Origin of the sequence: Azospirillum sp. TSH64 (genome assembly GCF_003116035.1) — a bacterium.
Taxonomy (GTDB): Bacteria; Pseudomonadota; Alphaproteobacteria; order Azospirillales; family Azospirillaceae; genus Azospirillum.
Genome location: NZ_LGQW01000015.1, coordinates 1,916,047 through 1,933,397, shown reverse-complemented (window position 1 = coordinate 1,933,397; position 17,351 = coordinate 1,916,047). Strand labels below are relative to the sequence as shown.

The following is a 17,351-nucleotide window of genomic DNA, read 5'->3' as shown; positions in this document are numbered from 1 at the left end:
AATTCCGTCTATGCGCCGATCAGCGCCGGCGGATCATCGTCACGCCGCCGACGGTCTTGTCCAGAAAATCGATCATGGTGTCAGGCTTCGGCCCGACCGACGAGGCGGCGAACGCCATCCACCAGCGGGCCATCGGGGTGGTCCAGCCGTAGCGGTCGGCGATGGTCTGAACATCCATGGTAGAGGACATGGTCGTCTGGGCGGTCGCCGCGGCGCGGGTGGCGCCGGACGGGGTAACCTGAGATTCGACGCTGTGCATGGTTCCTCCCAACGGGGACATACGGTGTCCGCTTATGCGGTACCTTAGCTCTCAACCGCTGGAAGGGGCAGAGTGGCTTTGGTGCTAACGGGTACTATACCTTTGGCTGCAAAGGTCCCATGCCCTAGGCCGCTCCTTTCAGGCAGGTGGATGCGGCAATCCGCTGGCCCATCCCAGGAAAGCAACCAGCGCCGCGCGGTTGGCCGGGCGCAGCATCAGGGCCAGCCGCACCCACAGGGGTGAAAGCTTGTATTCGGCGGCCATCTCCCGGACTTCCTCCGGCGACAGACGCAAATCGGAAGCGGGGTTGTTGCTCACCGGGCCGTCCTCCACCATTGCCAAAGGTTACGATGGATGAAGAACAATCTGTCGGATCGGCAATCGCGCAGGCATTTGTGACAAAAAATGGCCGGCCGTTACTTGGCGGCCAGCAATGCCCGTGGCGCCCGGTCAGCTCCGCTGGCCAGCGGCACCTTGGGGTTCGCGATCCAGGCGATGACGTCGTTGACCACCAGCTTGCCCTTCAGGTCGCGCAACAGCATGTGGTAGCCGTCGGGATAGACGGCGACGACATGCCGCCCGCCGGATTCGAAATCCTTCAAGGCACGCTCGACCGGCCGCGGCGGCAGAACCTCCTCATGGGCGCCGTAAAGCACCAGTGATGGCGTCTGGAGATGCTGGCAGGCGTCGAGCGCCGACCCCATCAGGTCGGTCAGCCCTTCCAGCGCATCGACGCGGGAGCCCTTGATGACCAGAGGATCGCGGCCGAGAGCCCGCAGCATCTCGATGTTGTCGGACGGGCGGATGTCCAGATCCTTCGGCGGATGCACCACCATCCCGGGAACCAGATTGTAGGTGATCCACAGCGCGGCACGCGGGAAGAACCCCATCGCCTGCCGCCCCCAGACGGCGGGGGCGACCAGGATGGTGCCGTCGACCTTGGGCGGGTTGGGGCCGGTCATCGCGCTCAGCACGACGGCGCCGCCCATGCTTTCGCCCATCAGATAGACCGGCACGCCGGGATGGCGCTTGTGCACCATCTCCACCGCGGTGCGGGCGTCGCTGACCAGCGTGGGGGTACCGGCCCACACGCCACGTTCGCGAGTGGCGCCGAAACCGCGCTGGTCATAGGCGTAGGTGGCGATGCCGGCCGTGGCGAAGTCGCGGCCGGAGCCGTCGAAGGCGTTGGAATAGTCGTTGTAGCCGTGCAGGGCCACCACCGCGGCCCGCACCTTGCCGTCGGCCGGCAGCCAGGAGCGCATGGGCAGCTCGAAACCGTCGGCGGCGATCAGCACCTTGTCGTTCAGCTGCGGCTGGACGACGGCCATCCCCATCGGTTGGAAATCCGCGGCACAGCCGCCAAGCAGAAGCCCTAACCCGAGAACAGCCGCCATTCCGCTATGCCGCATGGATTACCCCTGTGTCGCTGTGAGCACCACCCGTCAGTTGGAGGAATATATCTTCAAGATCCGACTCTTCGGTCGTGACATCGACGATCCCAATTCCGGAAGCCGCCAGAGCGGACAGGATGGCGCCGGCACGCTGGCGGCTCGGGTGGTAGCGGACGACCATCCTCCGCGGTTCCGGCATCTCCACCGTGTAGCCATCCAGCGCGGGCGGGGCGGCGGTCAGGTCACGCTCCAGGGTCAGGCACAGCGCCTTGTTGTCGACCCGGCGCAGCAGGGTGGTCTTCGGTTCGCACGCCACCACCTCGCCATGGTTGATGATGGCGATGGTGTCGCACAGCTCCTCCGCCTCCTGCAGGTAATGGGTGGTCAGCAGGACGGTGGTGCCGGACTTGTTCAGCGTGCGCACATAGTCCCACAGCTGGCGGCGCAGCTCGACATCGACGCCGGCGGTCGGCTCGTCCAGGATCAGCACCGGCGGCGTATGGACCATCGCCTTTGCCACCATCAGCCGGCGCTTCATGCCGCCCGACAGCGAACGGGCGTGGGCGTCGGCCTTGTCGGCCAGCCCGACGGCGTCGAGCAGTTCGTCCGTCCGGCGCTCCTTCTTCGGCACGCCGTAGAGGCCGGCCTGAAGCTCCAGCATCTCGCGCGGGGTGAAGAAGGGGTCCATGTTGAGTTCCTGCGGCACCACGCCGATGGAGGCGCGGGCGCGGCGCGGATGGTCGGCCACCTCATGCCCCCAGATGGTGGCAGTGCCGCCGGTCTTGTTCACCAGCCCGGCGAGGATGTTGATCATCGTCGACTTGCCGGCGCCGTTGGGTCCGAGCAGCCCGAACAGCGACCCGCGCGGAATGGCGAGGTCGATGCCCTTCAGCGCGTGCTTCGGCCCGGCTTTTCCGGTCGGCTGGTAGATCTTGGTCAGGCCGCGCAGCTCCACCGCGTTGGCCGGGAGCGAGACGGGCGTGGGGGTATCGGTTGGCGCGGCCATTGATCCTGAACCATGATGTTTGCGGTTTGCGAAAAAGCCCCGGTGTCCGGTGGTTTCCCCCGTTGATCCGCGGCGCGCGATGGGTATCATCCGGCCCGCGCGCGCGGAACCCTGATCGGGGGCCCGGACAGCGGGCGTGTCCACGATGGCGTGAACCGGCGCGCCTGTCAAAACAGAGGATGACTGCTATGCAGCCGACCGAGACGATCCTTGTTGAAACCTCGACCGTCGGGTGCGACGGCGGCGGCGGCGCGCTGGGCCATCCGCTGGTCTACCTGACGCTGGATCGCGAGGGCCAAGTCGAATGCCCCTACTGCTCGCGCCTGTTCAAGCTGAAGGAAGGTGCGAAGGTCGCCCACGGGCACTGACCGCCCGGTCCTCCTGCTGGCGGGCCGGTCAGACCCGGCCGGCCAGCAGGATCAGCACGGCCAATGCCAGCAGTGCCGACAGCCCCTGCCAGAAGGCCAGCGGGTTGCGGTCGATCAGCGGCCGGCGCCGCATGCCGGTCGCCTGCTTGCGCGGATGGCGCAGGTCGTACAGGAACTCCGACATTTCCCGATAGCGCTTGGCCGGGTCCGGGTGGACCGCCTTGCGCAGCACCCCGTCGATCCAGGCGGGAACCGCCCGCCGGTCGTCCAGGGCGGTGCGGTAGGCCAGCTTGCGCTGGCGCGCCCGCGTGGTGGCCGTCGCCGCATCGGCGCCGTAGGGCAGGCGGCCGGTGAGCATCTGATAGGCGATGACCCCCAGCGCATAGAGATCCGACGCCGGCGTTCCGCCCTCCCCCAACAGATATTCGGGCGCGGTGTATTGAAGGGTGCCCAGAATCTCGCCGCGGTCGGCGTCAGGCATGGTTTCCAGGATGCCGGGGACCAGAACCGATCCGAAATCGACGATCTTCACCGTTCCGGTGCCGTCGATCATCACATTGTCGGGCCGCAGATCCTGGTGCAGCATCTCCAGCCGGTGGAAGGCCTGCAATCCCTTGCCGATCTGCTCGACGATGGTGCGCACCGTCGGCAGGTCGGGGTCGGGGTGGTCGCGCATCCACTGGGTCAGCGTCTGCCCCTCGATATACTCGGTGACGACATAGAGGTGGCGGCGCGGCCGGCATTGCGGCGGCGGCTTCAGCACATGGGGGCTGTTGAGCCGGCGGGCGATCCACTCCTCCATCAGGAAGCGGCGGAGGTGGGCGCGGTCGTCACGGCGGTCGATGGCCGGCACCTTCAGCGCCACCGCCGGGGCTACCGCTGAACCGCCTGCACCGTCCTGGGCCAGATAGACATGGCTGCGGCTGCTGGCGTGCAATTCCCGGAGGATGCGGTAGCCCTCGAACTCCATCCTCGGCTCCAGCAGGGGCGGCACGGGCAGATCGGACAGCCGGTGGAACAGGTCCCCGGCATCGGCGTCAGGAACCGCATCGATTCGGACGATCTGGAGAGTCAGGTTGTCGGCGCTGCCGCGTCGCAGCGCCTCGTCGACCGCGCATCGGGCTGCGCGGTCGAGGTCGTCCGGATGCCTGTCGATTGTGTTGATTAAAAATTCGGCATCGACATGCTCATAGACGCCGTCGGTCGCCAGCAGAAAGACGTCTCCGGGTTCCACCGGCAGCTCACGGCAGTCGATCTCGACATGCGGCACCACGCCCATCGCGCGGCCGAGATAGCTGACCTCGGACGATACCACCACGCGGTGGTCGTCGGTCAGCTGCTCCAGCGACCGGCCGGCGAGGCGGTAGATTCGGGAATCGCCGACATGGAACAAATGCGCGGTGGCCGATTTCAACACCAGCGCGCTCAGCGTGCAGGCATAGCCGCGGTCCTGGTCGTAGCGGTATTCGCTGCGCCGGTTCTGGGCGTGTAGCCAGGAATTGGTCGCCGCCAGAACCCGCTGCGCCGACATCCTGACCGACCAGCTTTCCGGTGTGCAATAATAGTCGGTCAGGAAGCTCTTCACCACGGATTCGCTGGCGATGTGGCTGACCCGGCTGGTGCTGATGCCGTCGGCCAGCGCCACCGCGATGCCTTTCATGGCCAGCAACGGTGCGATCGGGATCAGCGCTCCATGGAAATCCTGATTGGTCTCCTTACGCCCCTTGTCGGACCACTGGCCGATGGAAATCCGCAGCTCTTTCACGATGCCGGCCCCGCTCAAGGAAAACTCCGCTCTCCCCGGGTCCAGGGCGGACCGGGGAGAGCGGACGGACGGGCAGGGTGGCTTTATTCGGCCGGCTGCAGGTGGGGCTGCGGCAAGCGGCGCTTGGGTGCCGTGCGGACATGGGTGGCATAGAGCGTCAGGCCGGTGAAGGCGAGGCCGCCGATCAGGTTGCCCAGCACCGTCGGCAGCTCGTTCCAGATCATGTAGTCCATGACCGAGAAGTTGCCGCCCATCAGCATCGCCGACGGGAACAGGAACATGTTCACCACCGAATGCTCGAAGGTCATGCCGAAGAACAGCATAATCGGCATCCACATCGCGATCACCTTGCCGCTGACCGAGGTGGAGATCATGGCGCCGACGACGCCGGTGGAGACCATCCAGTTGCACAGCATGCCGCGCAGGAAGATGGTCAGCATTCCTGCCGCGCCATACTGGGCGTAGCCCAGCGTCCGGTTCTCGCCGATGTGGGATATGACGGTGCCGACCTTGTCCGGCGGGGTGGAGAAGCCATAGGTGAAGACCACGGCCATCATCACCGCCACAGTCAGCGCGCCCAGGAAATTGCCGATGAACACCAGCCCCCAGTTGCGCAGCACGCCACCGATGGTGACGCCCGGCCGCTTGTCGATCAGCGCCAGCGGGGTGAGCACGAACACGCCTGTCAGCAGGTCGAAGCCCAGCAGATACAGCATGCAGAAGCCGACGGGGAACAGGATGGCACCGATGATCGGGAACCCTGTCTGAACCGTGACCGTGACGGCGAAGACCGCCGCCAGCGCCAGGATCGCCCCGGCCATGAAGGCGCGGATGACCGTGTCGCGGGTGGACATGAAAATCTTGGATTCGCCGGCGTCCACCATTTTGGTGACGAACTCGGAGGGCACGAGATACGACATGACAAGTCCCCTTGGAACAAGCGCTGAAGAAACGGCACGGCAGCGTCCGGTGAGATCCGCGCGGCACCGGTCCGGTGCGGGGCGGGGGGAGGAAGGACGCGTTGCGTGTGATTTGGGTGCGGGCCGCAGTCTTTGGGTCCGCGCTGGTCAAACCGCCGTTGGCTTGAACAGGAGGCACTTTGCACAGGATGTGCCAAACGCCGGAATACAGCAAAGCAGCGACATTTCGACTGTCGCGACGAGTCTGCAACGCAAAGAGGAACCGCCGTTGCTCAAAGAGTGGGCAGTGCTGGATAAAAATCAGTCATTTGTACAAGAGCGTTTGTGGGACCGGATAAGGGAGCAGCCGTTACAGAGCGGGCCATGACGGAGAAATCTTTCAGAATTTTAACCGTAACTCATCAGACTATCGTTGTGAATCAATGCTCTGATCAATGTTTCGGATCGTATGTGCCGGTAATGGTCAGGAACGGTTACCTTTTTGTTATATTTTCCCTTCGTACTATGAGACAGTACAGGCGATGGTGCTTGACGGGCCTCATCGAACCGGCGTCTACTTTGCCGCATTGCGGAAAGATGGCAGTTCCACAATCGTTGTTTGAGTTGCAGGCCTATGTTGTTTCCAGGCGGTTCGGGATCGGCGTCGGATGAGGCGCGTACTATGAGTCACGACACTGAAGAACAGTATCGCAGCATCTTCGAGAATGCTGTCGAAGGCATCTATCAGACCACCGTCGACGGCCGTTACCTGCGGGTCAATCCGGCGCTTGCCGACATCTACGGCTATGCTTCGCCCGAAGACCTGATCGCCAACCTCACCGACATCGCCTGCCAGCTCTATGTCGATCCCGGCAAGCGCGAGGCCTTCGCCGACCTGATGGCCCGCCAGGACCGCGTCCTCAGCTTCGAGGCGCGCGTCTTCCGCCGCGACGGCACCATCATCTGGATTTCGGAAAGTGCACGTTGCGTGCGCGACGCCGCCGGCCGCATCCGCTATTACGAAGGCACCGTCCAGGACATCACCGAGCGCAAGCAGCATGAGGAGAAGATCCGGCTGCTCGCCACCGTGTTCGACAGCGTGGCCGACGGCATCCTGATCGTCGATCCCGAACTGACCGTCCAGGCGATCAACCCGGCCTACGAAATCATGACCGGCTTCCAGCGGGAGGAACTGCTCCGCAAGCCTTTGGTGCTCTTCGCCCCCGGCTCTCACGAGCGGGAATTCGTCGACGCCATCTGGACCACGGCGCGGCAGGCCGGCCGCTGGCAGGGGGAGGTCACCAGCTTCCGCCATTCCGGCGACGCCTTCGCCGCCGCCCTGTCGGTGACGTCGGTCCGTGCGCCGAACGGCGTGCTTGAACATTACGTCCTGACGATCGCCGACATCAGCCAGCGCAAGTCGCAGGAACACCAGATCCGCTATCAGGCCAGCTTTGACCGGCTGACCGACCTGCCCAACCGCTGGCTGGTCTGCGAAAGGCTGGAGGAGGCCATCGTCCGCGCCCAGCGGACCAAGAGCAAGGTGGCCGTCGCCTTCCTCGACCTCAACCGCTTCAAGCAGGTGAACGACACGCTGGGCCACCATGCCGGCGACGAGCTGCTGAAGCTGGTTGCCCGGCGTCTGCGCAACTGCACCCGCATGACCGACACCGTCGGCCGGCTGGGCGGGGACGAGTTCCTGATCGTTGCACCCGACGCCGCCGACCGCTCCGCCGGAGCCCGGCTGGTCGAGAAGGTGCTCTATTCGATGTCGGAGCCTTTCAGCGTCCACAATCAGGAGCTTTTCTGCGGCGCATCCATCGGCATCGCCTTCTATCCCGACGACGGCGAGACGGCGGACCAGCTTCTGCGCAACGCCGATCTGGCGATGTACCATGCCAAGCGCAATCCCGAGCACAAATATGTCTTCTATGACAGCGGGATGCGCGAGCGGTCGGGCTTCACGCTGGGGCTGGAGAGCGACCTGCGCCGCGCCAGCGGCGGCGATGAGTTCGAACTGCACTTCCAGCCCAAGATCGATCTGGTCGGCAACCGCACCATCGGGGCGGAAGCGTTGATCCGCTGGCGTCACCCGGTCCGCGGCGTGGTCAGCCCGGCGGAGTTCATCCCACTTGCCGAGGAAACCGGCCTGATCTGGGAAATCGGCGCCTGGACCCTGATCGAATCCTGCCGCCGGCTGGCCGACTGGATCCGGCGCGACCTGCCGATCCCCTCGGTGTCGGTGAACCTGTCGCCGCGCCAGTTCCAGGACGCCCGCCTCGTCGGTTTTGTGCGCAGCGTCGTGGAATCGGCCGGCATACCGGCCGACCGGCTGGAACTGGAACTGACCGAAGGTGCGATGATCGGCGACATCGAGAAGGCGGTGACGATCCTCAACGGACTGAAGGACATCGGCGTCCGCCTGTCCATCGACGATTTCGGCACCGGCTATTCCTCGCTGGCCTATCTGAAGCGCTTCCCCATCGACACGCTGAAGATCGACCGCAGCTTCGTCCGCGACATCGTGAAGTCGACCACCGACCCGGCCATCGTCGGCACCATCGTCAATCTTGCCGAGAGCCTGGGCTTCGACACCATCGCTGAGGGGGTGGAGACGCAGGAGCAGGCCGACATGCTGCGCCAGCAGCGCTGCACCCGCATCCAGGGCTATCTGATCAGTCGGCCGCTGCCGATCGACCAGTTTGAAGCCTTCCTCGGCAACAGCGTGGTTCCGGCCTGACCGCTGTCCCCCTCTCCCGTCGGGAGAGGGGATACCCCAGCTTACGGCGCCGTCCGTTCCAGGAAATATTCCATCTCCTGGATGATGCCGCTCTGGGCGGCCCAGAGGGCGGCCTGGGTGCGGTTGCGGACGTTGATGGTCTGCATGATGTGGCGGACATGAAGCTTCACGAGATCTTCGGTCATCAGCATCTCGCGCGCGATTTCCTTGTTGCTGCATCCGTCCATGATCAGTTTCAGGATGCGGGCATGACGCGGATAGAGCCCGGGATATCCCAGCAATTCGGTTTCATGCTGGGCCATCGCCCCATCCTCGCCACCGCGGCGCAGTGCGGTGGGAGAGAAGTAATCGAAGCATTCCTCCGGCACCACCGGCTCGCCGGCATGGATCAGACGCAGGGACAGCACGAAGGCGGCCGGCGCCATCCGGTTCAGGAGATAGCCGCGCACGCCGAACCGCAGGGCCATCCGCATGTGGTGGGCGGAAAATTCGTCGGCGATCATCGCAAGCTTGGCCTGCTCGCCGTACCAACTGCGGAAGTTCCAGGCGTCGGTCTTCAGCGAGGCGAGGTCGAACAGCACGATGTCGGCGGATCGGTCGGGATTGCCGTTTCCAGGCGGCGCCTCCAGCGTGGCCACAGCCCCACTGGCGGAGAACCCGTCGGAATAGCGGTCGGCGGCGCCGTTGGTTCTGCCGTTCCACATCGTCTTGGGTGAAAGTCCAGTTGCAAGCCGGCTTTGTGGGTCGATGACCTCGAAGCAGTCATCCAGAATGTTCAGGATGGATTCGCGCAGCAATCGGCTTTGGTTGTGAACAATCACACGAATGCGATCGGACATGTCCGTCTCCCCCAGGAATAGACGAATTGGTGGACGGCATTGCGCGGCCGGAAGGCAGGCTTTTCCCCCCTGGACGCTGTGCTTGGACGTCGGCGGTACCGGTGCGTGGCAATTCAGGTTAGCCGGATTCTTATGCCCGGCGTCCGACCTTCGGCCCCCCGTTCGGACCGTTGCCTCCGCAGTCTCCGATGCCGCCGCGCTTGGCCGCGCAATGCCGCAATTCCGATGGACGATACACGTTGTATCGCTGGTGTCGTGCTCGCCCGTTCGAATTTAGATCAAACTATGATCCGGCACTCACGGCATTGTCTGCTGCACTTTTGGAATTGTTCCAGGCTCAGTGGGGGTGAGAATCACCCTGTCAGGGCGGAGTCCCTTGTCAGACGGACAGCAGTAATAAACCATCCTCGTGTGCCGAGATAGAGATGATTACCCGACAAAGACAGTAGGGGCTCCAAGGTATATCGCCAATCGTGGCGGGTCCGAAGGAAAGGGATCCAAACGATTTTTCCATACTAAGAAGAGAAACGTCGGGATAAAGCAACTTATGTTAGATGGAAGGACTTGTGATCTGTCCGATCTGCGCCAGTTCACCATCGATAATATAGACTCTTAAACAGCGGTTGCCAGGAGAATCTTCGTTGACCATGGAAACGAAAATGGAGCCCCGCCTGGACGGGGCTCCATTTTCGTTCCGGCTAGCTGCGTCTTGGCCGCCGCCTTATGCCGCCACGTCGTGGGTGATGGCGTAGACGCCGGTGTCCCAGCGGGCGATGGTGGTGTCGAAGCCGCCGACGCCGTTCACCACGTCGAAACCCTGGGTGGTGTTGTGCATCAGGTCCTGGACCGTGTAGTGGCCGTTGGCGAGCTGCAATTCCACGTGGGTGGCCACCGCCTTGCGCGCCGCGGTGTCGTTGAAATCGACGCGGTCGGAGGCCACGACGATCAACCGGTCCTTCTGGTCGTAGAAGCCGTATCCGGTGATCTGGGCATCCGGATCCTTGTCGGTGAAGGTCAAGGGGTGGTGGTAGTTCAGTGCCTCGTCGCCGATCAGGACCGGGGCCTTGGCCTTCAGGGCGGCGATCTCGGCATCGCTGAACAGGTTGTGTCCCTCGTATGTGGCCTGCGGGATGATGAAGGCGCTGGGCGCGCTGGCCTTGGTCATCGATTGCAGGGCGGCGTCGCTGACGTAATAGCCGAACGGTACGCCGGCGTCGTGCAGCTTGGTGATCGGCTCCAGCAATTCGCCGAGATAGGCATTGCCGATGGAGTTGCCGGCCGGTTCCAGCGCGTTCATCGCCTTTTCGGCGTTGGCGCTGTAATAGAGCGCCGGGCCGAAGGGACGGGTCGGCACGATGTCGCGCAGCATGTCGAGCCAAGGCTGCTTGACCTCGCCCCAATCGTGATAGCTGCGCGACCACTGCTCCGCCGCCCGGCGGACGCCGCCCTGGTCGTCGGCGATCATGGTCCAGCCGCTCTGCAGCCAAGTCTGTTCCAGCCGGCCCCAGCCCAGCTCGTCGCGCACCGTGCCGGTGACGCCGGTGTAGAGGCTGTTCACCGCGCCCCAGTAATCATCTTCCGACGAAGACATCATGTGGCCGAAATGGGCGTCCGGCGCGCGGGCGGCATGGATGCCCAGCATCGCCTGCTCGTAGGAGGCCGGGGCCTGCTTGTGCTGCATCTCGAAGCGTTCGAGCGTCTGCACGTTGAACAGGATGTCCTTCTCGTTCATTTTGTCGGCGATCACGCGGGCATCGACGCCGGCGAATTCGCGCATCGCCGCCGGGGTGAAGGACACCTGGGTGGTCAGCCAGGCGGCCTTGCCGGTGTTCTTCACGATGGCGTCGTCCAGCGCCTTCCAGCCATAGGCCCAGCCGTCGACGAAATAGTCCAGCCACTGGGTCGGGTGGTTGTCGACGATGTCCTGCGCCTGCTGCGCCAGCGTGCTGCCGGCCACCTTGATGCCGGTCTTGCTGCTGAACTCCGCGATCATGCGGGAGTTGAAGAAGTCCATCACGCCGGAATGCGGGCTGCCGTCGAAGAAATCGGCCAGCTCGTACCCGCGTGTGCCGGTCAGGGCGGACAGGCGCCCGAGCTTGTCGGCCATCCAGTCGGCATAATGGGCGGTGCCGCCGGTCCAGCCGGCCGGTGCATCCTTGGCGTCCAGCGGCATCAGCGGGCTGACATAGCCCCAGCCATAGGGATTGCTGCTGTCGGAGTTCAGGACATTGCCGTCGCCGTCACGTCCCAGATACTGCGGATGGGCCTTGACCCACGACACCCACGCCTTGTGGCCGCCCAGAGTGGCGAACTCGCCGCCGTTCTGCGAGAACTCGAATGTGTCCTCCCACAGCTGCAAGCCGATCAGCGGCATCACCCCGTCGGCCAGATGGCCGGCTGCAACGTCGCGGGTTTCCTTCAGATGGGCGACGTTGGCGTAATCGGGCACCGATTCCCAGAACAGGTGCTGCGGCGCCAGCCCGCGGTCGGCACCCCACGAGATGGTCGACACGTCCGACATCAGCGGCGGACGCTCGCTGCTGACCCCGGCGCTCGCGCTGTGGTCGTTCTTCGGCAGGGTGGCGACGGGCGCCGTCGGTGTGGTGGGCGTGGTCGGCGCCGTGGGGGTGGTCGTCGTGCCGCTGGCCAGCATGTCCTTGCTGACGGGAATGCTGAGCGTGCCGTTCCACCACAGGCCCTGCTGGCCGGCAACCACATCCTTGCCGTCCAGCGCGCCGCGGTCATAGGTGACGCCGGCGGCGGTCGAGGCGACGCTGTGGCCGTTCACCACGACGGAGCCGACATAGAGGCTGCGGTCCTGGCCGTTGACGACGGCGTCGTTGTCGTACTGGACCTGGACCTTGTGCGCCAGGGCCGGATCGAGATCGACCGTGAACTTGTAGGCGGTCTGGCTGGTGGCGGCCACCTTGGCATCGCCCACCATCTTGCCGTCGACCAGAAGCTTGAAATGCGGCGGCACGCCGCCGGCACTGGTGCCCCAGGCATTGACGACCACGCTGAAGGACTTGGTCGCCGCCGGGGTCGCGACCACCGCCTCGGCGGCATCGGTCGCGGTGGGGACGGGGAACAGCGAGGCGGGCAGCGGCATGTTCAGGGCGCCGCCCCAATAGAGCCCCTCCTGCCCCTTCACCACGTCCTTTCCGTCGACCGCGCCCTTGTCATAGGTGACCGACGGGTCGGTGACGGCAATCGAGGTGCCGTTCACCGCAACGGCGCGGACGAACAGGTTGCGGTCGGCGCCGCCGACCACCCCGTCATTGTCATAGACAAGCTGAAGGTTGTGCGCACTGCCGGCGGCGACCTTGGCGGTGATCGTGTAACGGCCGGCGGTGCTGCTGTTCACCGTCGCCTGACCGATGGTCGCACCATCGAGCTTGAGCGCCAGATGCGGCCAGATGCCGCCGGCAGCCTGTCCCCAAGCGTCTATCGCAAAGGTGACATCGATGAGATTGGACCCGGTGGACGACATCGGCACGACTCCTATTAATCGGATATTAAGATCTTCCAAAACGGGATTACCCGTATCGGTCGGATTACCCTTCTCGTTGGGAGTAGTCGCACGAAAGTTTATGTAATTGAGAGAGTCAATCTTGGGACATGACTCTGACTCATCTTTGACTCTTCCAAAAAAATCGATTTCGAGTCCGCGAATTCTTTAGACGCTGAAAGACTGAATCCGACATCGGCAGTCTTAAGCCTGTTGTGTGGAGACCGTATCTTTCGTTTGTTTGGCGTTCGCTCCACCTCCATGGTCCACTGCGGCACGAACCGCCGCCGGTACCGCAGATCAGGCAGGGCAGGAGGCCTCCACATGCGCACCGAATCCCTGCGCATCGCCGTCGTTACGCAGAAGATCGTCCGCCATGACGGCCAGGGCCGCGTGAACGCGGTCGTGGTCGACGAACTGCTCCGCCGCGGGCACGAGGTCGTCGCCATCGCCTCGGACCTGGCGGACGAGCTGGCGCGTCATCCGCGCCTGCGCTGGGTCCGCATCGACGGGGGAGGGGTGCCGACGCAATTGGCGAAGGACCAGCTGTTCGCATGGCGGGCCAGCCGGGCGCTGGCACGGGAAAAGCGCCGGGGGAAAGACCAGCCGGGCAATGGCCGGCCAGGGATAGACAGGGTGGTGGTGAACGGCTTCGTCAGCTGGGCGCGGTCGGACGTGAATGCGGTGCATTTCGTCCATTCCGCCTGGATGCGCTCCCCCACCCACCCGATCCGCAAGGGCGTCTCGCCCCTGTCGCTCTACCGGGCGCTCTACACGCTGCTGAATGTCGGGTTCGAGCGCTGGAGCTTCCGCCGTGCCGGCCGGCTGGTGGCGGTCTCGCGCACCGTGGCGGACGAGTTGCACCGGGACGGCATCGCGCCTGGGCGGCTGAGCGTGATCGACAATGGCGTCGACGTCGAAGAGTTCCGTCCGGGAACGCCGGACCCGGTGCTGTTCGGCCTGCCGCCCGGTCGGCCGGTGGCGCTGTTCGTCGGCGATGCCCGCAGCGACCGCAAGAATCTGGACGGCGTGTTGCGCGCGCTGGCCGAAGTGCCGGATCTGTCGTTGGCGGTGGCCGGCGACGAGCGGGGCGGCCCATTCCCGGCGATGGCGGGGGCGTTGGGGGTGGAGGAACGAGTCCGCTTCCTCGGCCACCGCCGCGATGTGGCGGCGCTGATGCGGGCGGCCGACCTGTTCGTGTTCCCGACCCGCTACGAGCCCTTCGGCCTTGTCCTGCTCGAAGCGGCGGCGAGCGGCCTGCCGGTCGTCACCACGCGCTTGGCTGGTGCCGGCCGGCTGCTGGAAGACGGCGCGGCCATCGTGCTGGATCGCCCGGACGCCCATGCCGAACTGGTGCAGGCGATGCGCAGTCTGGCGGCCGACCCGGCGCTCCGCCGCCGCATGGGCGAAGCCGGCCGACGCATCGCCGAGAGCCAGGATTGGTCGGTGACGGCCGGGCAATATGCCGACCTGCTGGAGGAGCCGGAATCCTCGGGTCGGGCGGTCGAGAGGCGGGGGCTGTTGGCCGGATCGGCTTCCTGACCGGGTGCCGTCAGCGCACTCCCAGCCGCAAATCCATCGTCACGCTGTCGCTTCCCGCCGGGGCGTCCGCCACCGCCACGCCCACCGCAGCTGCGGCGCCGGCAGTGGAATCGACCCTCTGGGGAACGCCGACGGCGGGGCGCAGGAGGCTGCCCATGCGGATGGCCGCACGGGTCTTGCCGACCGGCGCGGTGCCGCTGGTGGCGACCGGCACGACGCCGCCGGCAGGGGCGGAGGTCAGGGCGACGCCGTCGGCCGGGCGGTCCTGCTCCAACCGCCGCACCCGGTCATAATCGCGCTGCACCAGATTGCCGGCATCGACGCCGCCGGAGCCCACCTTGCGGAATTCGCCGGCGCAGTCCACCGCCTCGAACCGGTTTGAGCGGCAGGCGCCGGAGATGCTGAGCGCCGGCACGAACCCGTCGCGGCCGAGGCGGAGCAGCCGTTCCGCATCCTCGAACCGGTTGCCGACGGCCGAGGATGCGACCACGGCCGCGGTCTCGATGTCGGCAGCACGGTCGTTGGTGCCGTCGCCGAAGCTGGCGCTGCCGCCGGTGAAGCTGTTGCGCTCCAGAGACCGCACCACGATCAAGCCGGTGACCGGACGCCCGGCCAGACGATAGTCGGGCAGCAGCGAGCCGCTGCAGCCGATCAGGACATTGCCGTACATCTCCGCCATCGGCCCCTGGATCCAGCCGTTGCCGCAAGCCTCGAAGGCGCAGTCGAGGAACTTGTTGTTGGACAGGAAGGTCCGCTTCGGTGCCCCGTCCTCCGCCAGGATGGCATAGGGCGAGAAACCGAGATGGCAGGAGATGAAGCTGGCATGGTCGATGCCGTTCTCCGGCGCCACGGCGATGGAGGCCAGCGTGTTGCCGGCGAGGTCGGTGTCGAGGAACAGATGATCGCCGAAGCTGTCGGTTCCCGCCGACCAGTAGGCACCGATGTGGTTCTTGGTCAACTGGCAGGAGATCAGCGAGGAGTGATCGCGCCAGACATCCACCCCGGCGCGGAAGCCGTACACCCCGACCCGTTCCAGCAGGAAGCGGGAGGTCAGGGCCACCCCGCCCATGCCCGGCGGCGCATCGCCCGGCCGGTTGCCGGGCTTCGGTCCGCGCAGGCTGAGATGGGCGATGCGGCTGCACTGATAGCCCTTGTTGTCGTCGCGGGTGGCCTGCCGGCTGGCGGCCCGGATGGCGAAGCGGCCCGGCCCAAGATCCTCCGGCCAGGACAGCAGCGAGGCCCGCATGCCGGCGCCGACGATCTCGACCTCGTTGAAGGCATCGTCGTAGCGGTCGAGGTTGGGCAGGACGATCTCGCCGTCCAGCCGGTACTGGCCCGGCGGCACCAGCACCGTCCCGCCCTGGCCGCTGCGCGACAGCTCCAGGACAGCGCCTTGCAGGGCTGCCCAATCGCATTCCTGGTCCAGGGAGCGGGCATGCGGATGGACGCGCCGCGCCGCCTCCAGGGTCTTGTAGCGTTCCGACAGGGGGTGGCTGCGCCCGTCGCCGACGGCGCCGCGGTCGCGGATCGACAGGGCCGGGCCGTTCCGCGGCGACGGGGTGGGCTGGGGGCTTGGCGATGGGCTGGGGGACGGGCGCGATGGCTTGTCCGGGGCCGCCTCGGCGGTGACGGTGGCGGATCCGGCTACCGGCAGTGCCAGGGCCGCGGCCAGCAGCGTACGCCTGCCGATGCGGTTGCCGGTTCGGCCATTCATGGTGCGCGAACCCGTGCCGGTCGCTGGAGCCCGCCGCTGAGGGCGGTGCGATAGACCTCCTCCACCCGGTCAAGATGGCGGTCCAGGGTGAAGGGGGCTTGCCAATAGCGGTCGTAGGCGTTGCGGCCCGTCCGCTTCACCTCCGCATCGTGGGAGAACAGCTTCAGGCAGCGGGCGAGGTCGGCGGCGTCGCCGCTGCGGAACAGGAAGCCGTTCTCGCCGGACAGGACCGCCTCCGCCGCCGCGCAATTGTCGCTGACGATGACAGGGACGCCATTCGCCAGCGCTTCATAGGCGGCGAGGCCGAAGGTCTCATACCACAGCGACGGGACCACCAGGGCACGCGCCCGCCGCACCTCCTCCAGCACTCCGTCGGGCGGGAGCCAGCCGGAAAGCTCCGCATCCGGGTTCAGCCGGCGGATGGTCTCCCTCTCGTCGCCGTCGCCGACGAAGCGCACCGGGCAACCGGCCCCGGCCGCCGCTTCGGCCAGCAGGGCAGCGCCCTTCTCGCGCGACAGGCGACCGACGAACAGCATGTGGCGGTTGTCGGCGACCGGAGCCGGACCGAGGTCTTCCACTTCCACCGGGTTCGGGATTGGCAAGGTCATGGTGCCGGGCGGAAGGTGGGGGGCGATCACCGCGCGTTGCCGGTCGCTGAGCGTCACCAACGCCATGCCACCGGTGAAGCCGCCTGCCAGCGCCCCCGCCGCATGGCGGGCCGCCCGCCACCATTTGTGATGCAGGGCGCGGGCGTCGCAGTCGGTGGCTAGGCAGCCGGCCGACAGCGCCCGGTGCGGACAGTTGATGCCTTCCGGAAAGACGAAGAAGGCGCCGTTGGGGCAGAGCGGGAAATAATCGTGAAGGGTCAGAAACACCGGTAGGCCAGATTTGCGGCAGACCGGGAAGACGCTGGGCGACAGTGCCTTGGCCCAGCCATGGACGTGGATCACCGTGTCGTTGGCCGGGCAGCGGGCAAGCAGGCTTTCCAGGGCACGCGCCGCTTCGCGGTTCCAGAGACCCCGCAGAGCTGCCTGCACACGGTCGGCATTGCCCTTCAGGTCGGCCTGTTCCAGGCAATGGACGGCGATACCGTCGGTCAGCAGGGCCGGATCGATGGGCGGGACGGCGGTGAAGAAATGGACCCGATGGCCGCGCCCGGCCAACCCGACCGCGCTCGCTATGGCGACCTTCGCCAGCCCGCCGCTGGGGTGGGCATGATCGCAGAGGATGACCACCGTGCTCATGGCGAAATCCCCGGAATTTGCGAGGATTTAAGCCCCCGGCTCAGTGACGCTTCCGACGCAGGAAAATGTCCCCTCT

At 65.8% G+C, this 17,351-nt stretch carries 13 protein-coding genes; 3 read left to right on the top strand and 10 right to left on the bottom strand.

Going from position 1 to position 17,351, the window contains the following annotated elements; genetic code table 11:
* Positions 1-19: 19 nt before the first annotated feature.
* The 4 genes from TSH64_RS10375 to TSH64_RS10360 form a co-directional block, all read right to left on the bottom strand.
* Positions 20-259, bottom strand: coding sequence for a hypothetical protein (locus TSH64_RS10375; protein ID WP_246306903.1), 240 nt, complete (start codon positions 257-259; stop codon positions 20-22).
* 138 nt (positions 260-397) lie between these two features.
* Entirely contained in the window at positions 398-577 is a 180-nt protein-coding gene (locus TSH64_RS10370; RefSeq protein ID WP_146208018.1) for a hypothetical protein, read from the bottom strand.
* 98 nt (positions 578-675) lie between these two features.
* Positions 676-1,593, bottom strand: a complete 918-nt coding sequence (locus TSH64_RS10365; protein ID WP_247872855.1) for an alpha/beta hydrolase — start codon at positions 1,591-1,593, stop codon at positions 676-678.
* A 64-nt stretch (positions 1,594-1,657) separates the two neighbouring features.
* Positions 1,658-2,656, bottom strand: a complete 999-nt coding sequence (locus TSH64_RS10360; RefSeq protein WP_109096665.1) for an ABC transporter ATP-binding protein — start codon at positions 2,654-2,656, stop codon at positions 1,658-1,660.
* Positions 2,657-2,835: 179 nt separating this feature from the next.
* Between TSH64_RS10360 and TSH64_RS10355 the strand changes: the two genes are divergently transcribed.
* A complete protein-coding gene (locus TSH64_RS10355) occupies positions 2,836-3,024 on the top strand; it encodes a zinc-finger domain-containing protein (RefSeq protein ID WP_042695013.1) in 189 nt (62 codons plus the stop codon).
* A gap of 28 nt (positions 3,025-3,052) precedes the next feature.
* Here TSH64_RS10355 and TSH64_RS10350 read toward each other — a convergent pair whose 3' ends face one another.
* Positions 3,053-4,807 carry a bifunctional protein-serine/threonine kinase/phosphatase gene (locus tag TSH64_RS10350; RefSeq protein ID WP_247872854.1) on the bottom strand — a complete coding sequence of 585 codons (1,755 nt, stop codon included), beginning with the start codon at positions 4,805-4,807 and terminating at the stop codon, positions 3,053-3,055.
* A 65-nt stretch (positions 4,808-4,872) separates the two neighbouring features.
* Entirely contained in the window at positions 4,873-5,709 is an 837-nt protein-coding gene (locus tag TSH64_RS10345) for a formate/nitrite transporter family protein (RefSeq protein WP_109096664.1), read from the bottom strand.
* Between the two features lie 661 nt (positions 5,710-6,370).
* Here TSH64_RS10345 and TSH64_RS10340 point away from each other — a divergent pair.
* Positions 6,371-8,428: an EAL domain-containing protein gene (locus TSH64_RS10340; protein ID WP_109096663.1), complete on the top strand. Its 2,058-nt coding sequence runs from the start codon at positions 6,371-6,373 to the stop codon at positions 8,426-8,428.
* Positions 8,429-8,469: 41 nt separating this feature from the next.
* On the opposite strand, the gene TSH64_RS10335 is transcribed toward TSH64_RS10340, so the two are convergent.
* A complete protein-coding gene (locus TSH64_RS10335) occupies positions 8,470-9,267 on the bottom strand; it encodes a response regulator transcription factor (protein WP_109096662.1) in 798 nt (265 codons plus the stop codon).
* 721 nt (positions 9,268-9,988) lie between these two features.
* Positions 9,989-12,757 (bottom strand): carbohydrate-binding domain-containing protein, encoded by a 2,769-nt coding sequence (locus TSH64_RS10330; RefSeq protein ID WP_247872853.1) that lies wholly within the window; start codon positions 12,755-12,757, stop codon positions 9,989-9,991.
* A 342-nt stretch (positions 12,758-13,099) separates the two neighbouring features.
* Here TSH64_RS10330 and TSH64_RS10325 point away from each other — a divergent pair, with 342 nt between their 5' ends.
* Positions 13,100-14,317 carry a glycosyltransferase family 4 protein gene (locus tag TSH64_RS10325; protein ID WP_109096660.1) on the top strand — a complete coding sequence of 406 codons (1,218 nt, stop codon included), beginning with the start codon at positions 13,100-13,102 and terminating at the stop codon, positions 14,315-14,317.
* Between the two features lie 10 nt (positions 14,318-14,327).
* On the opposite strand, the gene TSH64_RS10320 is transcribed toward TSH64_RS10325, so the two are convergent.
* Both TSH64_RS10320 and TSH64_RS10315 read right to left on the bottom strand, forming a co-directional pair.
* The gene (locus tag TSH64_RS10320; RefSeq protein WP_109096659.1) at positions 14,328-16,031 is read right to left on the bottom strand and encodes a hypothetical protein; all 1,704 of its coding nucleotides are present in this window, start codon (positions 16,029-16,031) and stop codon (positions 14,328-14,330) included.
* Positions 16,028-17,275, bottom strand: a complete 1,248-nt coding sequence (locus tag TSH64_RS10315) for a glycosyltransferase family 4 protein (RefSeq protein ID WP_109096658.1) — start codon at positions 17,273-17,275, stop codon at positions 16,028-16,030. Before TSH64_RS10315 ends, TSH64_RS10320 begins: the two co-directional genes overlap by 4 nt.
* Positions 17,276-17,351: the final 76 nt, after the last annotated feature.

Excerpts from the sequence above, each read along its gene's own strand:
- TSH64_RS10330 (WP_247872853.1), bottom strand. The coding sequence starts at position 12,757 with ATGTCGTCCACCGGGTCCAATCTCATCGATGTCACCTTTGCGATAGAC.
- TSH64_RS10340 (WP_109096663.1), top strand. The coding sequence starts at position 6,371 with ATGAGTCACGACACTGAAGAACAGTATCGCAGCATCTTCGAGAATGCT.
- TSH64_RS10320 (WP_109096659.1), bottom strand. The coding sequence starts at position 16,031 with ATGAATGGCCGAACCGGCAACCGCATCGGCAGGCGTACGCTGCTGGCC.
- TSH64_RS10375 (WP_246306903.1), bottom strand. The coding sequence starts at position 259 with ATGCACAGCGTCGAATCTCAGGTTACCCCGTCCGGCGCCACCCGCGCC.
- TSH64_RS10345 (WP_109096664.1), bottom strand. The coding sequence starts at position 5,709 with ATGTCGTATCTCGTGCCCTCCGAGTTCGTCACCAAAATGGTGGACGCC.
- TSH64_RS10335 (WP_109096662.1), bottom strand. The coding sequence starts at position 9,267 with ATGTCCGATCGCATTCGTGTGATTGTTCACAACCAAAGCCGATTGCTG.
- TSH64_RS10360 (WP_109096665.1), bottom strand. The coding sequence starts at position 2,656 with ATGGCCGCGCCAACCGATACCCCCACGCCCGTCTCGCTCCCGGCCAAC.
- TSH64_RS10325 (WP_109096660.1), top strand. The coding sequence starts at position 13,100 with ATGCGCACCGAATCCCTGCGCATCGCCGTCGTTACGCAGAAGATCGTC.
- TSH64_RS10355 (WP_042695013.1), top strand. The coding sequence starts at position 2,836 with ATGACTGCTATGCAGCCGACCGAGACGATCCTTGTTGAAACCTCGACC.
- TSH64_RS10315 (WP_109096658.1), bottom strand. The coding sequence starts at position 17,275 with ATGAGCACGGTGGTCATCCTCTGCGATCATGCCCACCCCAGCGGCGGG.
- TSH64_RS10365 (WP_247872855.1), bottom strand. The coding sequence starts at position 1,593 with ATGGGGATGGCCGTCGTCCAGCCGCAGCTGAACGACAAGGTGCTGATC.